17 protein-coding genes are annotated in these 22,400 nt (G+C 28.6%); 9 read left to right on the top strand and 8 right to left on the bottom strand.

All coding sequences use genetic code 11. From position 1 onward, the window contains the following. Positions 1 to 2: 2 nt before the first annotated feature. Positions 3 to 1,250, bottom strand: a complete 1,248-nt coding sequence (locus U881_RS0101680; protein ID WP_024653043.1) for an ankyrin repeat domain-containing protein — start codon at positions 1,248 to 1,250, stop codon at positions 3 to 5. Between the two features lie 96 nt (positions 1,251 to 1,346). Between U881_RS0101680 and U881_RS0101675 the strand changes: the two genes are divergently transcribed. Then, positions 1,347 to 1,913 carry a hypothetical protein gene (locus tag U881_RS0101675; RefSeq protein WP_024653042.1) on the top strand — a complete coding sequence of 189 codons (567 nt, stop codon included), beginning with the start codon at positions 1,347 to 1,349 and terminating at the stop codon, positions 1,911 to 1,913. Between the two features lie 11 nt (positions 1,914 to 1,924). Here the strand turns inward: U881_RS0101675 and U881_RS0101670 are convergent, their stop codons facing one another. Continuing rightward, complete coding sequence (locus tag U881_RS0101670) at positions 1,925 to 2,617, bottom strand: ImmA/IrrE family metallo-endopeptidase (protein WP_024653041.1); 693 nt, start codon at positions 2,615 to 2,617, stop codon at positions 1,925 to 1,927. Between the two features lie 103 nt (positions 2,618 to 2,720). On the opposite strand from U881_RS0101670, the gene U881_RS0101665 reads away from it, so the two are divergent. The 3 genes from U881_RS0101665 to U881_RS0101655 all read left to right on the top strand — a co-directional run bounded on the left by U881_RS0101665 (position 2,721) and on the right by U881_RS0101655 (position 5,122). Next, complete coding sequence (locus U881_RS0101665; protein ID WP_235048113.1) at positions 2,721 to 3,170, top strand: hypothetical protein; 450 nt, start codon at positions 2,721 to 2,723, stop codon at positions 3,168 to 3,170. 37 nt (positions 3,171 to 3,207) lie between these two features. Further along, complete coding sequence (locus U881_RS0101660) at positions 3,208 to 3,654, top strand: hypothetical protein (protein WP_024653039.1); 447 nt, start codon at positions 3,208 to 3,210, stop codon at positions 3,652 to 3,654. A gap of 112 nt (positions 3,655 to 3,766) precedes the next feature. Further along, the gene (locus tag U881_RS0101655) at positions 3,767 to 5,122 is read left to right on the top strand and encodes an NCS2 family permease (RefSeq protein ID WP_024653033.1); all 1,356 of its coding nucleotides are present in this window, start codon (positions 3,767 to 3,769) and stop codon (positions 5,120 to 5,122) included. Between the two features lie 71 nt (positions 5,123 to 5,193). On the opposite strand, the gene ade (U881_RS0101650) is transcribed toward U881_RS0101655, so the two are convergent. Continuing rightward, positions 5,194 to 6,837, bottom strand: a complete 1,644-nt coding sequence (gene ade / locus U881_RS0101650; RefSeq protein ID WP_024653034.1) for an adenine deaminase — start codon at positions 6,835 to 6,837, stop codon at positions 5,194 to 5,196. A gap of 336 nt (positions 6,838 to 7,173) precedes the next feature. Here ade (U881_RS0101650) and U881_RS0101645 point away from each other — a divergent pair, with 336 nt between their 5' ends. From U881_RS0101645 to U881_RS0101630, 4 genes are all read left to right on the top strand, one after another. Beyond that, positions 7,174 to 7,953, top strand: coding sequence for a 5'-methylthioadenosine/adenosylhomocysteine nucleosidase (locus U881_RS0101645; RefSeq protein WP_235048115.1), 780 nt, complete (start codon positions 7,174 to 7,176; stop codon positions 7,951 to 7,953). Positions 7,954 to 8,224: 271 nt separating this feature from the next. Then, positions 8,225 to 9,763: a glutamine-hydrolyzing GMP synthase gene (guaA, locus tag U881_RS0101640; protein WP_024653036.1), complete on the top strand. Its 1,539-nt coding sequence runs from the start codon at positions 8,225 to 8,227 to the stop codon at positions 9,761 to 9,763. A gap of 23 nt (positions 9,764 to 9,786) precedes the next feature. After that, positions 9,787 to 11,253 (top strand): IMP dehydrogenase, encoded by a 1,467-nt coding sequence (gene guaB / locus U881_RS0101635; RefSeq protein ID WP_024653037.1) that lies wholly within the window; start codon positions 9,787 to 9,789, stop codon positions 11,251 to 11,253. Positions 11,254 to 11,607: 354 nt separating this feature from the next. Further along, the gene (locus U881_RS0101630; RefSeq protein ID WP_024653038.1) at positions 11,608 to 12,510 is read left to right on the top strand and encodes a hypothetical protein; all 903 of its coding nucleotides are present in this window, start codon (positions 11,608 to 11,610) and stop codon (positions 12,508 to 12,510) included. Between the two features lie 1,134 nt (positions 12,511 to 13,644). On the opposite strand, the gene U881_RS0101625 is transcribed toward U881_RS0101630, so the two are convergent. From U881_RS0101625 to U881_RS0101610, 4 genes are all read right to left on the bottom strand, one after another. After that, entirely contained in the window at positions 13,645 to 14,547 is a 903-nt protein-coding gene (locus U881_RS0101625; RefSeq protein WP_024653038.1) for a hypothetical protein, read from the bottom strand. A 354-nt stretch (positions 14,548 to 14,901) separates the two neighbouring features. Then, a complete protein-coding gene (gene guaB, locus U881_RS0101620; protein ID WP_024653037.1) occupies positions 14,902 to 16,368 on the bottom strand; it encodes an IMP dehydrogenase in 1,467 nt (488 codons plus the stop codon). A 23-nt stretch (positions 16,369 to 16,391) separates the two neighbouring features. Further along, positions 16,392 to 17,930, bottom strand: coding sequence for a glutamine-hydrolyzing GMP synthase (gene guaA, locus U881_RS0101615; RefSeq protein WP_024653036.1), 1,539 nt, complete (start codon positions 17,928 to 17,930; stop codon positions 16,392 to 16,394). 271 nt (positions 17,931 to 18,201) lie between these two features. Continuing rightward, positions 18,202 to 18,981 carry a 5'-methylthioadenosine/adenosylhomocysteine nucleosidase gene (locus U881_RS0101610; protein ID WP_235048115.1) on the bottom strand — a complete coding sequence of 260 codons (780 nt, stop codon included), beginning with the start codon at positions 18,979 to 18,981 and terminating at the stop codon, positions 18,202 to 18,204. Between the two features lie 336 nt (positions 18,982 to 19,317). Here U881_RS0101610 and ade (U881_RS0101605) point away from each other — a divergent pair, with 336 nt between their 5' ends. Continuing rightward, positions 19,318 to 20,961 (top strand): adenine deaminase, encoded by a 1,644-nt coding sequence (gene ade / locus U881_RS0101605; RefSeq protein WP_024653034.1) that lies wholly within the window; start codon positions 19,318 to 19,320, stop codon positions 20,959 to 20,961. Positions 20,962 to 21,032: 71 nt separating this feature from the next. On the opposite strand, the gene U881_RS0101600 is transcribed toward ade (U881_RS0101605), so the two are convergent. Next, positions 21,033 to 22,388 carry an NCS2 family permease gene (locus U881_RS0101600; RefSeq protein WP_024653033.1) on the bottom strand — a complete coding sequence of 452 codons (1,356 nt, stop codon included), beginning with the start codon at positions 22,386 to 22,388 and terminating at the stop codon, positions 21,033 to 21,035. Positions 22,389 to 22,400 lie beyond the last annotated feature (12 nt).

The raw sequence follows: 22,400 nt of genomic DNA, 5'->3' as shown, positions 1-22,400 counted from the left end.
ACTTACTGGATGAGGGTATATAAGTATTGGTAAATTTCTCCATTTTTGGGAGCGTAATCTAGAGGTAATTTTTTGGTTAGATCTCTTATATTTGGGTTTGCTCCTTTTGTTATAAGAGATCTAATGAAATAGATGTCGTATTCATTAATTATGGCATTGTGAAGAGCTGTTTTATTTTCCTGGTCAGTTAGATTTATATTGAAATTCTTTGACATTATATGATTTATTATATTCTTAGCTTTTGATTTTATTGCATGAATGAATACAGGATTTCCATCTGAAAATATTGTATTTAGAGAAAAGGTATTTGGATTGTGTTTTAAAAATGCTTTGAATTCATCTAATTTATCATTACTTACTAATGTCTTTAGTTTCTGTTTTTCTTTTATATATTCTTTATATTCATTTTTAATTTTGATACTTTTCAGAAAAGTATCTTGGTTTTCTTTTAGATCTACATAATAAGGAATTGTATCGATATTATTTTTATAATAATCAATATTTATTTGTGTGTTGTCTGAGTCGGTATAATAAACATGAATGTATTCTTTGAAATAATTATTATCATCTTTAATTAGTTCAAATTTGACTTCTTGTTTACCATTCATTTTAAATGGAATTAAATTATAATTTTGATCATAAAATAGTAAATCTGTTATTTTTCCTTTTGAGTTTTTCAGTACAGGAATGATATTGCCGTCTTTGTCAACGCTTATGCTTGTTATTTGATTGTTAAAATAAGGTAACTTATATTTATTGTACATTGGTAGAATCTCTATTTCTAATTGAGCAATTTTGTTTTTAATTTCTGTGTTTGTTGCTTTTATATATGCATCATAATTTTTTATGATATCGGTTGATGTTTTATTTATTTTTTGTGAGTATTTTTCAATACTGGCATTAAATATAGTATTTATTGGGGTTAATTTTGACATTAATTCCATTTTGATTGGTTCTTTTAATGGTGAAATATATGTTTGTAGGAATGTTTCATTTATTTTGTGTATTTCAAGGAAATCCTTTTGAAATTCTTGAAAATCTTCTAATAATTGTTTTTCTGAGAAATGATGAGCTAAATTAGAAGTAATTATGAAAAGAGCAAATAAAGTCATATAATATAAAGCATTAAATTTTTTCATTTTATTCTTGATTTTAATTCTTAGATTTTTATTGAAAATACTAAAGGAAGTGATTCCTATAACGATGTATCCAATATACATAAATATTTTACTTAATGTATAATAACTCATTTAAGTTCCTTAAGATTGATTTTTATATATTATTATATCAAAACAAAGTTATTTTATTTACTTTGTTTTGATGAAAAAGTATAATCGAATTGTCATATGCGCTTGTTTTTAAATTTTTGTATGCTTTTTGTATTTTTATTATTTTTAAGTTGTTATACAGTTTTATTAGATGAGTTTAACAATAATGATGACTTTAATTTATTAGCCTTGAAAGAATTAATGGTATATCCTGAGCTTAAGATTTCAAATGTTGATCTCAAAAAATATGCAATTTTAAATGATTTGTCCAAGCATAATTTTGATTTTTTAAAAGGAGATCAAGATGATTTTGTTTCTATTTCTGAATCTAGTTATAATAATAACATTGAGTATATTAAGAAGCTTTATTTATATAATAAGAAATTATATAAAATTATTTTAGCGTATAGTGTCATTCAAGGTTCATCTTTTAAGGCAGAAATTTTGAGGTATTTTGATAAACATAATATTAAAGAAAAATTTCCTTTAAGAATCAATATTCCTTTTTATAAGACAAATATAGGTAATAAATCTTGGGTAATGATTAAGAAAATTTTTTTGGATATGCTTATTCAAGATAAAAAATCTTTATTTGTTGCTAAACTTAAGTTGGAAAATGTATTTAAAAGTTTTTCTACTCAATGATTTATGATTGTTTACTCTAGTTCTTCAAAAATTTTTTTTATACTTTCTTTTCTTGTGATTTCTCTTTTCTCTAAGTTTATTGCTATTGATTCTTTTAATTTGTCCACATTTTTTAGTAATAGATCTTTGGCTTTTATTCTATCTATTTGTTTTACTTTTAATTTTTTTTGTATTTTGTTTTCTTTTTCTATTTTGTGAATTTCGTTGAGCATACTTAATTTAAAATGTATGATATTTTCAGATACTTGAAATTCTTTTGCCATTATTTTTTGTGGATATCTTATCGATTTATATTGCGGTACTTTTAGTTTTAAAGTGGTAGTTGGGATTAATAAGTTTGTTGCAAATATGTTGGCTTCTATTGTCATATGGTTGTCTTGAATATTAATCATGTCTGTTTTTTGTGATGGATTGAAAACCTGATATTTATGCATTAAATAATGACCAAGTTGTTGTGCTATGGCAAATCGTTTATTTGTTAAGTTCATTGTTTCATTTATATATATAGCTTTTTTATTTGGTTTAATGTATCCAGAAAAATTTTTGTATTTTTCTTCGAATGCAATCTCAAATACTTTTAGTCCTTCTCCTATTGCAATTTTGATTATGGGGACGGGGATGAGCAATACGGTGTATTTTGAGATTATATAGTCAGAATAAATATAAGGCGTTTTAATATATGAGCTAAAATTATTAGATTTCATTCAATATAAACATTCTCCTTTTCATATTGTATAATATAATTTAATTATGAGATATAGTTTTTTCTTATTTGTCTTGTTTTTTTTTTCATGTAGGACTTTAAGTTTGGATGAGATATTAGATAAAAAATTTGACAAGATAGAAAGAGCAGATTATTTTCTTTATTTTTATCCAAATAGTCAGATTTATATAAAGAGAGATAAGTTGACTAATAATTTTTCTGTATTCTTAAATGTAGTGTTAAATTCAAAATCAGATTTTAGTAGCGGTTATTTAAAGTTGATACAAGATGACAACTATATTGGTGATATTAATATTTCTAAAGTTGTGGGTGTTGGGAAATTTAGGTTTTTATATGTTAATATTGATAAAGGTAATGTTGATTTGATCTTAAAGGCTCTTAAACCTTATAAAAGTTTATCTTTTGTTTTAGATGATAATTCTTATCAAGTATGGACTAGAGAGACTTTGAAATATGATGCTAGATTTATTGATGTTGATTTTGAAAGTACTAGAGATACTCTAAGGTATGCCCTGGAGAATAATATGTTATGATAAATTCTTTTGATATACAAAAACTCATCATAGGTTAATGATAAAATTTAGTAGATGTCTTATTTTTTTTAATTTTATTTTTTTAATATTTTCTTGTACAACCCTTGATTTTAAGGGTATTGAAGAGTTAAGTAGAAATTCGAAGTATATTAGATTATTATTTGATAATAATAAAATTTCTTTAAGGCATTATTTTACTATTTCTAGTAAATTTAATTTGAGATATAAAGAGCCATTGTTTTTGAAGTGTGACAATGACATAGTGGCTTTATTTTTGTTTGGACGTTATAAAAGAATTGGTAGTGAATATATTCAAACTTTTTTTAGCGTTGGTAAGGATGTTTCTTTAAAAGTGTATTTAAAACTTGTTAAGAGAAGAAAATTTTTTATTGTAAATAGTCTTGGTCAAATACTTAAGACTATTATTTTTTCTCATGATTCTAATAGTGAAAGTATTTTACTTCAAAATAATAAGATTATTTAAAATATTTAGGTAGAGTAATTCTTGTTTTATAGTATTGATCATTGAGATGTAATGTATTAGTGTCGATTTTTTTGATGTATTTGATATAATTAGGGTTTTGTAGGAGTTAAATTTGAGTAAAAGTAGCGAAACATTAATATCTCAGATTAAAAATAATAATCTTGATTATAAGACAGAGATTATGGCTGGGATTACAACATTTTTAAGCATGGCGTATATAATAGTGGTCAATCCGTATATACTCTCTAGTACAGGGATGCCTTTGGGAGCATTGGTAACAGCGACATGCTTAACAGCAGGGTTTGCCACTATTTTGATGGGATTTTATACTAATACTCCTTTGGCCTTAGCATCTGGGATGGGGATTAATGCGTTTTTTGCATTTTCTGTTGTAAAGGGTATGAATATACCTTGGGAAGTTGCTTTGGGTGCAGTGTTTATTGAAGGTGTTATTTTTATTATTTTGTCACTATCAGGGATACGTGAGGAAATTGTAAATTCTATACCAGGGAATTTAAGATGTGCTATTACTGTTGGTATAGGTTTATTTATTGCGTTTATAGGATTTGTCAATAGTGATATTATAGTAAAAAATGAGGCTACATTAGTGGGTCTTGGTCATCTTATGAATTTCAAGGTTTTGCTTACAGTACTAGGTATTATTGCGATACTTATCTTTGAATTTAAGATGGTTAGGGGGAGCATATTATGGTCAATGTGTGTCGTTACTTTAATAGCATGGTGTTATGCTGCTTTAAATAGAGATGTTGCTTTGAGTATGGGTATTAAATTACCAGATGGGTTTTTTAGGTACGAATCAGTTTCTCCTATATTTAATAAGTTGAGTTTTGATAATGTGCTCGGTAATAATTTTTGGAGTTTTGTGTTTATAGTATTTGTTTTATTATTTAATGATTTATTTGACACTGTTGGAACCTTGGTAGGAGTTGCATCAAAGGGTAATTTGACTGATAGTAATGGTAAGATACGTAATGCTAATAAAATATTATTAGTTGATGCGCTTGCTACAACTTTTGGAGCTTTTTTAGGCATGTCTCCTGTAACTACCTATATTGAAAGTTCAACGGGTATAGCAGAGGGAGGAAGAACGGGGTTTACGTCAATTGTTACAGGTCTTTTGTTTATATTGGCGGTATTTTTTGCACCCTTGTTTGTTGCTGTTCCTGTTAGTGCAACATCGGCTACTTTGATATATGTGGGATTTTTTATGTGCAAAGAAATAAAAAATATTGATTTTTCACATGTTATAGAAGCCATTCCAAGTTTTTTAATTTTATTTTTAATTCCTCTAACTTATAGCATAGCTGCGGGGATAGGAATAGGGATAATTTTTTATGTGATTATAAGTATTCTGTATAGTTTAATTACTAGGGAATGGGTAAAGATTTCTCCCACTATGTTTTTATTATTTTGTATTTTTATTTTAAAGTTTATATTTTCTCATTAATCAGAGCCAGAGATTTTAAAATTCGTTCTTTAATCATTATTGTTTATAATTAAGGAACGAATAAAGAGTGATTAAATCTTTAAGAATGAAAAAGAGTCAATGTCAAATAATCCTTTATCATTTATTTTTAAGTGAGGTATCACCGTCAGTGACATAAAAGATAGGGTCATAAATGGATGCTCCAGATTGGAACCCAAAATGTCTTTACAGAAATTTTCTAATTGAATGTATTTTATTGCCACTTCGTTGGGTGGAAGCATACTCATTAAACCGGAAATTGGCAAGTCTAACATTAAAGTTTGTGTATTGTTTAATGCACACAATCCTCCTTTGTTTTTGATAATAATGTTTGCTACTTTGCATAAATATTCATCGTTGGTGCCAATAATGATAATGTTATGAGAGTCATGAGCAACCGTGCTTCCAATAGCGCCATCTTTAATTCCAAAATTTTTGATAAAACCAATTGATATTTTATTATTGTTGTATCTGTTTATTACTGCTATTTTTAAAATGTCTTCATTGATATTAGATTGAAAATCTGGAGCTAATAGACTGCTGTTTATAATAGTTTTGTGAGTTATAATTTGATTGTCAATGCAATTTATTATTGGTATAGTTTTACTTTTTGTAAAGAATTTGAAGTCTGTAGTGGATTTTTGACTGCAATTAAAATTGTTGATAAGATTTTCGCTTAGCAGTGGAATATGTGATTTTCCATTGCTAAATACTAATTTACCGTTGATATAAGTTTGATCAATTTTAAAGCTTTTTAGATCTTGAGTGATAATAAAATCGGCAGGATCTCCAACTCTAAGCAACCCAACTGGAATTTTATAGTGCATGACAGGATTAATACAAGCTATTTTTAGTACATCAAAAAAATCATGACCCTGTTTTATTGCACGTGCAACTATTGAGTTTATATGTCCATTAATGAGGATGTCAGGATGTGCATCGTCAAGACAAAACATTAAATGATCTTTGTATTTGCCTGATTCTTCGCTAATTAGAGGGTGCAGGGTATTAAAATTTTTAGCTGCACTTCCTTCTCTAATTAAAATTTTCATTCCTAGCGATAATTTGTATCGTGCATCTTCTATTGTTGAGCATTCATGGTCGGTGCTAATTCCTGCAGATGTGTAATTTAAAGTTTCTGTTTGTGTTAGATTTGGTGCATGTCCATCAATGACTTTATTGTACTTTATTGCAGAATAAATTTTATTCATTACTTGAGGATCTTTGTTTATGACACCATTAAAATTCATCATTTCAGACAAGTAATAAATGTCGTCTCGTAAGAGTAATTGATCCACATCTTTGTCATCTAATACATGTCCTGATGTTTCAAATTCTAAAGGTAATGCTGGGACACAAGAAGGTGCTCCAAAAAAAATTTTAAAGTCTATTTTATTTGCATTTTTTATCATGAAATTGATACCATCAATACCGTTTACATTTGCTATTTCATGTGGGTCGCTTATTGTGGCTACGGTTCCGTGTTGTACTACCAAGTGAGCAAAATGAGATGGAATTAGTAACGAGCTTTCTATGTGTATGTGCGAGTCAATAAATCCTGGTAATATGTACTCTTTGAAAGACTCGTTTGTTTTTTCTATTTTGAATATAATTCCATTTTTGATTGTTATATTGGCAGGATAGATTTTTTTGTTAAAAATATCAATGTAATTTGTTTTGATTATGAATGAATTCATTGTTTGTCCTTGAAATTAGTTTTTCTATTATGTTACAGCAATATTCGTTGTATTCATCATATATAAGTTAAAATTAATTAACTTGTGATTAATTTTAACATCAATACGTTTTATTTGAAGTAATTTAGGTATTAATTATATTGTTAAATTTTGTGGTAGTTTGAATTTATTATAAATAATTTATGTATTATAAGTGTTTTTAATTGAAAAATATGGAAACAGTGTTAATTATTATTTATTAATATTTTTAAAAGGGGATTTAAGAATTAAAAATAGATTAATATGAAATTAATGAGGAGTTTTTGAGTGAAGTTTAGTAATAAATATTTCATGTTTATGTTGATTTTTTTATTAGCTTTTTCTAATGTGTATGCTGCTTCAAATAAAGATAGTAGTGTTTTGGTAATATTTGCTATGGAATCTGAGGCCGATGAATTTAATAAGTTCATATCTGGTAAGGAAGAAATAGTGTTTAAAGATTATGGTGTTAATAAAAAAATTGTTAAAGGTAAGGTATTCAATTGGAATGTTATTTCTGCTATTGTAGGAATTGGTAAGGTAAATACAAGTTTGTGGACCAGTTATCTTTTGTCCAAGTATAATATAAGTCATATAATTAATTGTGGAGTTGCTGGTGGAGTTGATAATCCTAAACTTAAGATGAAGAATTTGAAGGTGGGAGACATAGTGGTATCTTCAGAAGTTGCTTATCATGATTTTGATTTGGTTAAATTTGGGCATAAAGTTGGACAGGTGCCAGGATTACCACAGAAATTTAGTGGCGATAAAAAATTGCTTGAAAAAGCTTTGAAAGCTATTAAAACAAAGCTTAAAAGTGTTAATGGATATTCGGGATTAATGCTCTCAGGAGATCAATTTATAGACCCAGCTTATATTACAAAGATTATGTCAAATTTTGAAACTGTGTTGTCAGTAGATATGGAGGGTGCAGCATTGGGGCATGTTGCTCATGTTTTTAATATTCCTTTTATAGTTGTTAGATCCATATCTGATATTGTAAATAATGAAGGTAATGATGTTGAATATCACGAGTTTCTTAAAGTGGCAACAGTGAATGCAGCTATTATGGTACAAGAAATCTTAAGATTACTTTAATTTATGTATAATTGATACACTATTTGTTAGGTGATTGATATGAAGTTTGCGTTAGGATATAGTTTATATGAAGTTGAGGTTAATTAAAGAAAGATATTTTTTGTTATATTGTAAAAAGTAATTTCTAGATTTAAATTAGATACGTTAACTTGTTTTATCGTTACTTAGTAAGTATGGGTATCAATTTGTGTTTTTCTTGTTATTAAAAGATTGCATAAATATTTGGTTTTTGTTAAATTTGTATCTAAAATGCGCTTTAGAGGAATTTGTAGTGAGTAATAATGCATTGGTAATCTTGGATTTTGGTTCTCAGTATAGTCAACTTATTGCAAGAAAAATTAGAGAGATGGGTGTATATACAGTAATATTTCCGTATTTTATTTCTGCAAGAGAAATTCAAGATATGCATCCTGTGGGTTTAATTTTAAGTGGTGGTCCTGCTTCTGTTTATTTAGATGGTGCTCCTATTGTTGATATTGATATTTTTGATTTGGGTATTCCTGTGTTGGGAATATGTTATGGCATGCAATTGATTGTGAAATTGTTTGGAGGAGTCATTCATAAATGCGATAATCAGGAATTTGGGCATACTGAGTTGTTTATTGATGATAATGATTCTGATTTATTTTTAGAGCTTCCAAGTAAGTTGGAAGTGATGATGAGTCATGGAGATAAGATTGAAAAAGTTCCAGAGGATTTTAAACAAATTGCTTATACTAATGTTTGTATTGCAGCTATATTGAATTTAAGGAAAAAGATTTATGGTTTGCAATTTCATCCAGAGGTAAGTCACCTTCAAGCTGGGAATCAAATACTCAAGAATTTTGTTTTTGAAATTTGTAAAGCACAGATAAATTGGGATTTGAGTAAGAATATAGATGATTTGGTTGAAGGTATCAAACATCGCGTAGGTGATAGTAAGGTAATTTTGGGACTTTCTGGTGGTACAGATTCTTTGGTATGTGCTTTGCTAATTAATAAGGCTATAAAGAATAAGTTGATATGTGTGTTTATTGATACTGGCTTGTTGAGAAAGAATGAAGTTAAAGAAATATTGGAATTTGATCAAAAATATAATTTGAATATGAAACATATTGATTCTTCTTTGGTGTTTTTAGATAATTTGCAGAATGTAGTTGATCCTGAAGAGAAGAGGAAAATTATAGGAAAAACATTTGTAGAAATTTTTGAAAATGTAGCATCGGAAGATAGTGATATAAAATTTTTAGCTCAAGGAACTATTTATTCGGATGTTATTGAATCTGGTGCTCAAAGTGGTGCTTTTTCATCACATATTAAGTCACATCATAATGTAGGTGGATTGCCAGATAAAATTAATTTAAACTTATTAGAACCGTTAAGAGAACTTTTTAAAGATGAGGTAATTCAGTTGGGAGCTCAATTGGGTATTGAAGAAAATGCTCTCTATAGGCATCCATTTCCAGGGCCAGGATTGGCAATAAGAATAATTGGTGAAATAACTAAGGATAAGATTAATATTTTGCAGGAAGCTGATAATATCTTGGTAGAAGAACTTTTGATAAATAATTTGTATTATAAGGTAAGGCAAGCATTTGTTGTTTTACTTCCTGTAAGATCTGTTGGTGTAATGGGAGATAATCGAACGTATGAGTATACAGCTGTGATTCGATGTGTTAATACTCTAGATTTTATGACCGCTAATTGGGTTGAATTGCCTTATAATTTTTTGAGGAAAGTTTCATCAAGAATAATTAATGAGGTTAGAGGCATCAATAGAGTTTGTTATGATATTTCTTCTAAGCCTCCAGCTACGATAGAATGGGAATAATCAAATGAGGAGAATGAATTGATATGATAGATAAGATAGTAAAAGAAGCTTTGACTTTCGATGATGTTTCTTTAATTCCTAGGAGATCATCTGTATTGCCTAGTGATGTTAATTTAAAGACAAACTTAACAAGAAATATATTTTTAAATATACCTTTTTTAAGTTCGGCTATGGATACAGTTACAGAAAGTCGCATGGCAATAGCTATGGCTAAAGAAGGTGGGATAGGTATTATACATAAAAATATGACTATTGAAGTTCAAAGGAAAGAGGTAGAAATAGTAAAATCTTATCATCGTACTGGAATTATAAGGAATCTTATTACGATTAATGAGGATACTGATATCAGAGAGGCTAAAAGATTGATTGCAAAGCACAATATTTCTGCATTACCTGTTGTGGATAAAACGGGTAAGGTATTGGGTTTGGTAACTAGCAGAGATATTAGGTATATTACTGATGACAATATTCCTGTAATTAATGCAATGACTAAGAACTTAATTACAGCGAAAGAAGATGTTACCTTATTGGAAGCTAAAGAGATTTTATTTAGGCATAAAATAGAGAAATTACTTATTGTTGATGATGTGAATAATTTAAGAGGTTTAATAACTTGCAAAGATATAGATCATGTTGAGCATCAGGAATATTTTCCAAATGCATGTAAAGATATTAATGATAGATTGATAGTTGGAGCAGCTGTTTCTACTGATATTGATACTCTAGAGCGTGTTGAAGAATTAGTTAAAGCAGATGTTGATGTTATTGTTGTTGATTCTGCACATGGACATTCTACTAAAGTAATTGAGGTTGTAAGAAAAATTAAGAGTAAGTATCCAAATTTGGATGTTGTTGCAGGCAATATAGTGACTAAAGAGGCAGCTCTTGATTTAATTGATGCAGGCGCAGATTGTTTAAAAGTGGGAATAGGTCCAGGGAGTATATGTACAACAAGAATAGTTGCGGGAGTTGGGGTTCCACAACTGACAGCAATTAGTGATGTCTTTAAGGCTTGTAAAAATACAAATACTTGCATTATAGCAGATGGTGGCATTAGGTTTTCGGGAGATATAGTTAAAGCAATTGCGGCGGGAGCTGATAGTGTAATGATAGGGAATCTTTTTGCTGGTGCTCATGAATCTCCTTCAGAAGAAATAGTTTATGATGGCAAAAAGTTTAAGGTTTATGTTGGGATGGGCTCTCTTGCTGCTATGGCTAGGGGTTCTAAATCTAGATATTTTCAATTTGAAAGCAAAGATTCTCCTGGGAAATTGGTTCCTGAAGGTATTGAGGGGATGGTTCCTTATGCTGGTAAATTAAAAGATATTATTTTTCAGTTAAAGGGGGGCTTAATGTCTGGAATGGGCTATTTGGGAGTTGAAACGATATTAGAATTAAAGAAGGATGCTAAGTTTGTAAAAATAAGCTCTGCTTCATTAAGGGAATCTCATACTCATGATGTTTTGGAGAATCAAAAATTTATAGTTTGATTTTGTTATTTCTAAATATATCTAAGTTTTATAGTATTCATAATTTTTTTGATCTTTTTATAAAAAAAGTGTTTATTTGATTGTGTTGTATTAATAATAATTATTTGTATTTGTTATTTTTATTTTTTTGTTGAATTGAAGATTGTTAGGTTTATTATTGATTTTGCAATGAATTAATTTAAAAATAAATGTCTTTATATAATATTATGTGATAAAAGCTTTATGTATAGTTTAATTTTTAATTCTCTTATAAGAGATCTTAGGTTATTTTAATTGATAATATATTCTTGATTATTGCTATTTTGGAAGTAAAATGTTGTACGAAGAGTTTTAATTTTAGAAAGGAGGACAGGGATGGTTAGGTATAATATATTTCTATTATTTATATTAATTTCTATAGTATCATGCCGAAATTCTGCTGGAGTATCTCAAGATGGGAAAAATTTAGGTGGTGATGTAAGAAATGGTTCTGGCATAAAGAATGGTCTTATTGTAGGAGGTAGTAATGGTATTGCTGAATCAGGAGCTGGAAATTATGTTGATAAATTAAGTCAAGATGATATTAATAAGTTGAAAACTTTTGTTATAATATCTGAAAGATATGCAAAATCGTTTGGTTTTCTTGTTCAGGCATATCTTGGAATTTATAATTCGCTTAAAAGTTATTTGTATTGTATAAATGTTTTTGGTAATTGTGATAAAGATAAGTTAACTAAAGATTCCAAAGATATTATTGTTAAAATGGAGCGTGATAATATTGTTTATCAATTTGAAAGGCTTTTAAATTATGTTAAAGGTTATAATCCTATGATTTTGAGAGATTCGATTAAACAACTTAAGAGTGTTTTTGACAATAATGTTAATTATGCTTTGAAAGGTGATGATGTAAAAATGAAACAGGTTGTTGATGTTGTTCAGTTGGTAGTTAATGCTTATGAAAAGATTGTTGATACTTCTGTGGTTATGTATGCTGATATGTTTTCTGCTGTAGCATCTGAATGTTCTTCTAAAAGATTTGCTAAAATTTCTCAAAATTTTGCCCAAAGTATTAAATTGTGTATGGAAAAAAATTATTTAGGTAATGCTTTGTTGGTTCAAATTATGCTTTCTACTTTTGAATCTATTTTTCTAAGGAAAGGAGATATTGGTAATGTTAAAAAAGAAGCACAAAAATTATTTCGTTATAGAAAAGGCAAAGAATTATTTGATTCTATTGATGAACTTTATGTTGCGTATCATATAGCAAGGTTTAATTAGGCTGTAATGAATTTGTTAAATATTTTATAAGCTTATTGTTGAGATAAATGATATGAGTAAAATTTAATTTTACTTTTATTATATGTGTTATACGAGACTTTTAATGAGGAATATTTGCGATTAGTATAATTGGCAGATATATATATAAGTGCAAAATATAGTTATTAAAGAGTTATTAAAGATAAAAATTGATCATTTTTTTAATTCGTAGTTTATATTGATAGATAAAGAGAAGAAATATTGGATTATATATGTGGTGTAATGAGTAGTTTTATTTAATGGGTATTAGTTTGTAAGATATTATATTGTTAATGAATTAATATTTATATTAAGTAAAAATATGTGTGTGATTTATATTGATTGAATTTATTTTTTGTTTGTTGATAAAGTTGCGTAAGCACGATTAAGTAAAAGAATGTGTCTTGAATGGAGTAATAGAATATTCATATTTTGAAAATTGTATTAAAATTAAGAGGTTAAATTATAGGATATTTAAACAATAATTAAAAAATATTAAAATCAAAACACTTGGTTGAGGGATTCATTTATACTAATAACAAATAAACTAGTTTATTTGTTATTAGTATAAATGAATCCCTCAACCAAGTGTTTTGATTTTAATATTTTTTAATTATTGTTTAAATATCCTATAATTTAACCTCTTAATTTTAATACAATTTTCAAAATATGAATATTCTATTACTCCATTCAAGACACATTCTTTTACTTAATCGTGCTTACGCAACTTTATCAACAAACAAAAAATAAATTCAATCAATATAAATCACACACATATTTTTACTTAATATAAATATTAATTCATTAACAATATAATATCTTACAAACTAATACCCATTAAATAAAACTACTCATTACACCACATATATAATCCAATATTTCTTCTCTTTATCTATCAATATAAACTACGAATTAAAAAAATGATCAATTTTTATCTTTAATAACTCTTTAATAACTATATTTTGCACTTATATATATATCTGCCAATTATACTAATCGCAAATATTCCTCATTAAAAGTCTCGTATAACACATATAATAAAAGTAAAATTAAATTTTACTCATATCATTTATCTCAACAATAAGCTTATAAAATATTTAACAAATTCATTACAGCCTAATTAAACCTTGCTATATGATACGCAACATAAAGTTCATCAATAGAATCAAATAATTCTTTGCCTTTTCTATAACGAAATAATTTTTGTGCTTCTTTTTTAACATTACCAATATCTCCTTTCCTTAGAAAAATAGATTCAAAAGTAGAAAGCATAATTTGAACCAACAAAGCATTACCTAAATAATTTTTTTCCATACACAATTTAATACTTTGGGCAAAATTTTGAGAAATTTTAGCAAATCTTTTAGAAGAACATTCAGATGCTACAGCAGAAAACATATCAGCATACATAACCACAGAAGTATCAACAATCTTTTCATAAGCATTAACTACCAACTGAACAACATCAACAACCTGTTTCATTTTTACATCATCACCTTTCAAAGCATAATTAACATTATTGTCAAAAACACTCTTAAGTTGTTTAATCGAATCTCTCAAAATCATAGGATTATAACCTTTAACATAATTTAAAAGCCTTTCAAATTGATAAACAATATTATCACGCTCCATTTTAACAATAATATCTTTGGAATCTTTAGTTAACTTATCTTTATCACAATTACCAAAAACATTTATACAATACAAATAACTTTTAAGCGAATTATAAATTCCAAGATATGCCTGAACAAGAAAACCAAACGATTTTGCATATCTTTCAGATATTATAACAAAAGTTTTCAACTTATTAATATCATCTTGACTTAATTTATCAACATAATTTCCAGCTCCTGATTCAGCAATACCATTACTACCTCCTACAATAAGACCATTCTTTATGCCAGAACCATTTCTTACATCACCACCTAAATTTTTCCCATCTTGAGATACTCCAGCAGAATTTCGGCATGATACTATAGAAATTAATATAAATAATAGAAATATATTATACCTAACCATCCCTGTCCTCCTTTCTAAAATTAAAACTCTTCGTACAACATTTTACTTCCAAAATAGCAATAATCAAGAATATATTATCAATTAAAATAACCTAAGATCTCTTATAAGAGAATTAAAAATTAAACTATACATAAAGCTTTTATCACATAATATTATATAAAGACATTTATTTTTAAATTAATTCATTGCAAAATCAATAATAAACCTAACAATCTTCAATTCAACAAAAAAATAAAAATAACAAATACAAATAATTATTATTAATACAACACAATCAAATAAACACTTTTTTTATAAAAAGATCAAAAAAATTATGAATACTATAAAACTTAGATATATTTAGAAATAACAAAATCAAACTATAAATTTTTGATTCTCCAAAACATCATGAGTATGAGATTCCCTTAATGAAGCAGAGCTTATTTTTACAAACTTAGCATCCTTCTTTAATTCTAATATCGTTTCAACTCCCAAATAGCCCATTCCAGACATTAAGCCCCCCTTTAACTGAAAAATAATATCTTTTAATTTACCAGCATAAGGAACCATCCCCTCAATACCTTCAGGAACCAATTTCCCAGGAGAATCTTTGCTTTCAAATTGAAAATATCTAGATTTAGAACCCCTAGCCATAGCAGCAAGAGAGCCCATCCCAACATAAACCTTAAACTTTTTGCCATCATAAACTATTTCTTCTGAAGGAGATTCATGAGCACCAGCAAAAAGATTCCCTATCATTACACTATCAGCTCCCGCCGCAATTGCTTTAACTATATCTCCCGAAAACCTAATGCCACCATCTGCTATAATGCAAGTATTTGTATTTTTACAAGCCTTAAAGACATCACTAATTGCTGTCAGTTGTGGAACCCCAACTCCCGCAACTATTCTTGTTGTACATATACTCCCTGGACCTATTCCCACTTTTAAACAATCTGCGCCTGCATCAATTAAATCAAGAGCTGCCTCTTTAGTCACTATATTGCCTGCAACAACATCCAAATTTGGATACTTACTCTTAATTTTTCTTACAACCTCAATTACTTTAGTAGAATGTCCATGTGCAGAATCAACAACAATAACATCAACATCTGCTTTAACTAATTCTTCAACACGCTCTAGAGTATCAATATCAGTAGAAACAGCTGCTCCAACTATCAATCTATCATTAATATCTTTACATGCATTTGGAAAATATTCCTGATGCTCAACATGATCTATATCTTTGCAAGTTATTAAACCTCTTAAATTATTCACATCATCAACAATAAGTAATTTCTCTATTTTATGCCTAAATAAAATCTCTTTAGCTTCCAATAAGGTAACATCTTCTTTCGCTGTAATTAAGTTCTTAGTCATTGCATTAATTACAGGAATATTGTCATCAGTAATATACCTAATATCTCTGCTAGTTACCAAACCCAATACCTTACCCGTTTTATCCACAACAGGTAATGCAGAAATATTGTGCTTTGCAATCAATCTTTTAGCCTCTCTGATATCAGTATCCTCATTAATCGTAATAAGATTCCTTATAATTCCAGTACGATGATAAGATTTTACTATTTCTACCTCTTTCCTTTGAACTTCAATAGTCATATTTTTATGTATAATACCTATCCCACCTTCTTTAGCCATAGCTATTGCCATGCGACTTTCTGTAACTGTATCCATAGCCGAACTTAAAAAAGGTATATTTAAAAATATATTTCTTGTTAAGTTTGTCTTTAAATTAACATCACTAGGCAATACAGATGATCTCCTAGGAATTAAAGAAACATCATCGAAAGTCAAAGCTTCTTTTACTATCTTATCTATCATATCAATTCATTCTCCTCATTTGATTATTCCCATTCTATCGTAGCTGGAGGCTTAGAAGAAATATCATAACAAACTCTATTGATGCCTCTAACCTCATTAATTATTCTTGATGAAACTTTCCTCAAAAAATTATAAGGCAATTCAACCCAATTAGCGGTCATAAAATCTAGAGTATTAACACATCGAATCACAGCTGTATACTCATACGTTCGATTATCTCCCATTACACCAACAGATCTTACAGGAAGTAAAACAACAAATGCTTGCCTTACCTTATAATACAAATTATTTATCAAAAGTTCTTCTACCAAGATATTATCAGCTTCCTGCAAAATATTAATCTTATCCTTAGTTATTTCACCAATTATTCTTATTGCCAATCCTGGCCCTGGAAATGGATGCCTATAGAGAGCATTTTCTTCAATACCCAATTGAGCTCCCAACTGAATTACCTCATCTTTAAAAAGTTCTCTTAACGGTTCTAATAAGTTTAAATTAATTTTATCTGGCAATCCACCTACATTATGATGTGACTTAATATGTGATGAAAAAGCACCACTTTGAGCACCAGATTCAATAACATCCGAATAAATAGTTCCTTGAGCTAAAAATTTTATATCACTATCTTCCGATGCTACATTTTCAAAAATTTCTACAAATGTTTTTCCTATAATTTTCCTCTTCTCTTCAGGATCAACTACATTCTGCAAATTATCTAAAAACACCAAAGAAGAATCAATATGTTTCATATTCAAATTATATTTTTGATCAAATTCCAATATTTCTTTAACTTCATTCTTTCTCAACAAGCCAGTATCAATAAACACACATATCAACTTATTCTTTATAGCCTTATTAATTAGCAAAGCACATACCAAAGAATCTGTACCACCAGAAAGTCCCAAAATTACCTTACTATCACCTACGCGATGTTTGATACCTTCAACCAAATCATCTATATTCTTACTCAAATCCCAATTTATCTGTGCTTTACAAATTTCAAAAACAAAATTCTTGAGTATTTGATTCCCAGCTTGAAGGTGACTTACCTCTGGATGAAATTGCAAACCATAAATCTTTTTCCTTAAATTCAATATAGCTGCAATACAAACATTAGTATAAGCAATTTGTTTAAAATCCTCTGGAACTTTTTCAATCTTATCTCCATGACTCATCATCACTTCCAACTTACTTGGAAGCTCTAAAAATAAATCAGAATCATTATCATCAATAAACAACTCAGTATGCCCAAATTCCTGATTATCGCATTTATGAATGACTCCTCCAAACAATTTCACAATCAATTGCATGCCATAACATATTCCCAACACAGGAATACCCAAATCAAAAATATCAATATCAACAATAGGAGCACCATCTAAATAAACAGAAGCAGGACCACCACTTAAAATTAAACCCACAGGATGCATATCTTGAATTTCTCTTGCAGAAATAAAATACGGAAATATTACTGTATATACACCCATCTCTCTAATTTTTCTTGCAATAAGTTGACTATACTGAGAACCAAAATCCAAGATTACCAATGCATTATTACTCACTACAAATTCCTCTAAAGCGCATTTTAGATACAAATTTAACAAAAACCAAATATTTATGCAATCTTTTAATAACAAGAAAAACACAAATTGATACCCATACTTACTAAGTAACGATAAAACAAGTTAACGTATCTAATTTAAATCTAGAAATTACTTTTTACAATATAACAAAAAATATCTTTCTTTAATTAACCTCAACTTCATATAAACTATATCCTAACGCAAACTTCATATCAATCACCTAACAAATAGTGTATCAATTATACATAAATTAAAGTAATCTTAAGATTTCTTGTACCATAATAGCTGCATTCACTGTTGCCACTTTAAGAAACTCGTGATATTCAACATCATTACCTTCATTATTTACAATATCAGATATGGATCTAACAACTATAAAAGGAATATTAAAAACATGAGCAACATGCCCCAATGCTGCACCCTCCATATCTACTGACAACACAGTTTCAAAATTTGACATAATCTTTGTAATATAAGCTGGGTCTATAAATTGATCTCCTGAGAGCATTAATCCCGAATATCCATTAACACTTTTAAGCTTTGTTTTAATAGCTTTCAAAGCTTTTTCAAGCAATTTTTTATCGCCACTAAATTTCTGTGGTAATCCTGGCACCTGTCCAACTTTATGCCCAAATTTAACCAAATCAAAATCATGATAAGCAACTTCTGAAGATACCACTATGTCTCCCACCTTCAAATTCTTCATCTTAAGTTTAGGATTATCAACTCCACCAGCAACTCCACAATTAATTATATGACTTATATTATACTTGGACAAAAGATAACTGGTCCACAAACTTGTATTTACCTTACCAATTCCTACAATAGCAGAAATAACATTCCAATTGAATACCTTACCTTTAACAATTTTTTTATTAACACCATAATCTTTAAACACTATTTCTTCCTTACCAGATATGAACTTATTAAATTCATCGGCCTCAGATTCCATAGCAAATATTACCAAAACACTACTATCTTTATTTGAAGCAGCATACACATTAGAAAAAGCTAATAAAAAAATCAACATAAACATGAAATATTTATTACTAAACTTCACTCAAAAACTCCTCATTAATTTCATATTAATCTATTTTTAATTCTTAAATCCCCTTTTAAAAATATTAATAAATAATAATTAACACTGTTTCCATATTTTTCAATTAAAAACACTTATAATACATAAATTATTTATAATAAATTCAAACTACCACAAAATTTAACAATATAATTAATACCTAAATTACTTCAAATAAAACGTATTGATGTTAAAATTAATCACAAGTTAATTAATTTTAACTTATATATGATGAATACAACGAATATTGCTGTAACATAATAGAAAAACTAATTTCAAGGACAAACAATGAATTCATTCATAATCAAAACAAATTACATTGATATTTTTAACAAAAAAATCTATCCTGCCAATATAACAATCAAAAATGGAATTATATTCAAAATAGAAAAAACAAACGAGTCTTTCAAAGAGTACATATTACCAGGATTTATTGACTCGCACATACACATAGAAAGCTCGTTACTAATTCCATCTCATTTTGCTCACTTGGTAGTACAACACGGAACCGTAGCCACAATAAGCGACCCACATGAAATAGCAAATGTAAACGGTATTGATGGTATCAATTTCATGATAAAAAATGCAAATAAAATAGACTTTAAAATTTTTTTTGGAGCACCTTCTTGTGTCCCAGCATTACCTTTAGAATTTGAAACATCAGGACATGTATTAGATGACAAAGATGTGGATCAATTACTCTTACGAGACGACATTTATTACTTGTCTGAAATGATGAATTTTAATGGTGTCATAAACAAAGATCCTCAAGTAATGAATAAAATTTATTCTGCAATAAAGTACAATAAAGTCATTGATGGACATGCACCAAATCTAACACAAACAGAAACTTTAAATTACACATCTGCAGGAATTAGCACCGACCATGAATGCTCAACAATAGAAGATGCACGATACAAATTATCGCTAGGAATGAAAATTTTAATTAGAGAAGGAAGTGCAGCTAAAAATTTTAATACCCTGCACCCTCTAATTAGCGAAGAATCAGGCAAATACAAAGATCATTTAATGTTTTGTCTTGACGATGCACATCCTGACATCCTCATTAATGGACATATAAACTCAATAGTTGCACGTGCAATAAAACAGGGTCATGATTTTTTTGATGTACTAAAAATAGCTTGTATTAATCCTGTCATGCACTATAAAATTCCAGTTGGGTTGCTTAGAGTTGGAGATCCTGCCGATTTTATTATCACTCAAGATCTAAAAAGCTTTAAAATTGATCAAACTTATATCAACGGTAAATTAGTATTTAGCAATGGAAAATCACATATTCCACTGCTAAGCGAAAATCTTATCAACAATTTTAATTGCAGTCAAAAATCCACTACAGACTTCAAATTCTTTACAAAAAGTAAAACTATACCAATAATAAATTGCATTGACAATCAAATTATAACTCACAAAACTATTATAAACAGCAGTCTATTAGCTCCAGATTTTCAATCTAATATCAATGAAGACATTTTAAAAATAGCAGTAATAAACAGATACAACAATAATAAAATATCAATTGGTTTTATCAAAAATTTTGGAATTAAAGATGGCGCTATTGGAAGCACGGTTGCTCATGACTCTCATAACATTATCATTATTGGCACCAACGATGAATATTTATGCAAAGTAGCAAACATTATTATCAAAAACAAAGGAGGATTGTGTGCATTAAACAATACACAAACTTTAATGTTAGACTTGCCAATTTCCGGTTTAATGAGTATGCTTCCACCCAACGAAGTGGCAATAAAATACATTCAATTAGAAAATTTCTGTAAAGACATTTTGGGTTCCAATCTGGAGCATCCATTTATGACCCTATCTTTTATGTCACTGACGGTGATACCTCACTTAAAAATAAATGATAAAGGATTATTTGACATTGACTCTTTTTCATTCTTAAAGATTTAATCACTCTTTATTCGTTCCTTAATTATAAACAATAATGATTAAAGAACGAATTTTAAAATCTCTGGCTCTGATTAATGAGAAAATATAAACTTTAAAATAAAAATACAAAATAATAAAAACATAGTGGGAGAAATCTTTACCCATTCCCTAGTAATTAAACTATACAGAATACTTATAATCACATAAAAAATTATCCCTATTCCTATCCCCGCAGCTATGCTATAAGTTAGAGGAATTAAAAATAAAATTAAAAAACTTGGAATGGCTTCTATAACATGTGAAAAATCAATATTTTTTATTTCTTTGCACATAAAAAATCCCACATATATCAAAGTAGCCGATGTTGCACTAACAGGAACAGCAACAAACAAGGGTGCAAAAAATACCGCCAATATAAACAAAAGACCTGTAACAATTGACGTAAACCCCGTTCTTCCTCCCTCTGCTATACCCGTTGAACTTTCAATATAGGTAGTTACAGGAGACATGCCTAAAAAAGCTCCAAAAGTTGTAGCAAGCGCATCAACTAATAATATTTTATTAGCATTACGTATCTTACCATTACTATCAGTCAAATTACCCTTTGATGCAACTCCTACCAAGGTTCCAACAGTGTCAAATAAATCATTAAATAATAAAACAAATACTATAAACACAAAACTCCAAAAATTATTACCGAGCACATTATCAAAACTCAACTTATTAAATATAGGAGAAACTGATTCGTACCTAAAAAACCCATCTGGTAATTTAATACCCATACTCAAAGCAACATCTCTATTTAAAGCAGCATAACACCATGCTATTAAAGTAACGACACACATTGACCATAATATGCTCCCCCTAACCATCTTAAATTCAAAGATAAGTATCGCAATAATACCTAGTACTGTAAGCAAAACCTTGAAATTCATAAGATGACCAAGACCCACTAATGTAGCCTCATTTTTTACTATAATATCACTATTGACAAATCCTATAAACGCAATAAATAAACCTATACCAACAGTAATAGCACATCTTAAATTCCCTGGTATAGAATTTACAATTTCCTCACGTATCCCTGATAGTGACAAAATAATAAAAATAACACCTTCAATAAACACTGCACCCAAAGCAACTTCCCAAGGTATATTCATACCCTTTACAACAGAAAATGCAAAAAACGCATTAATCCCCATCCCAGATGCTAAGGCCAAAGGAGTATTAGTATAAAATCCCATCAAAATAGTGGCAAACCCTGCTGTTAAGCATGTCGCTGTTACCAATGCTCCCAAAGGCATCCCTGTACTAGAGAGTATATACGGATTGACCACTATTATATACGCCATGCTTAAAAATGTTGTAATCCCAGCCATAATCTCTGTCTTATAATCAAGATTATTATTTTTAATCTGAGATATTAATGTTTCGCTACTTTTACTCAAATTTAACTCCTA

Origin of the sequence: Borrelia persica No12 (genome assembly GCF_000500045.1) — a bacterium.
Classification (GTDB): domain Bacteria; phylum Spirochaetota; class Spirochaetia; order Borreliales; family Borreliaceae; genus Borrelia; species Borrelia persica.
This window is presented reverse-complemented; position numbering and strand designations above follow the sequence as displayed.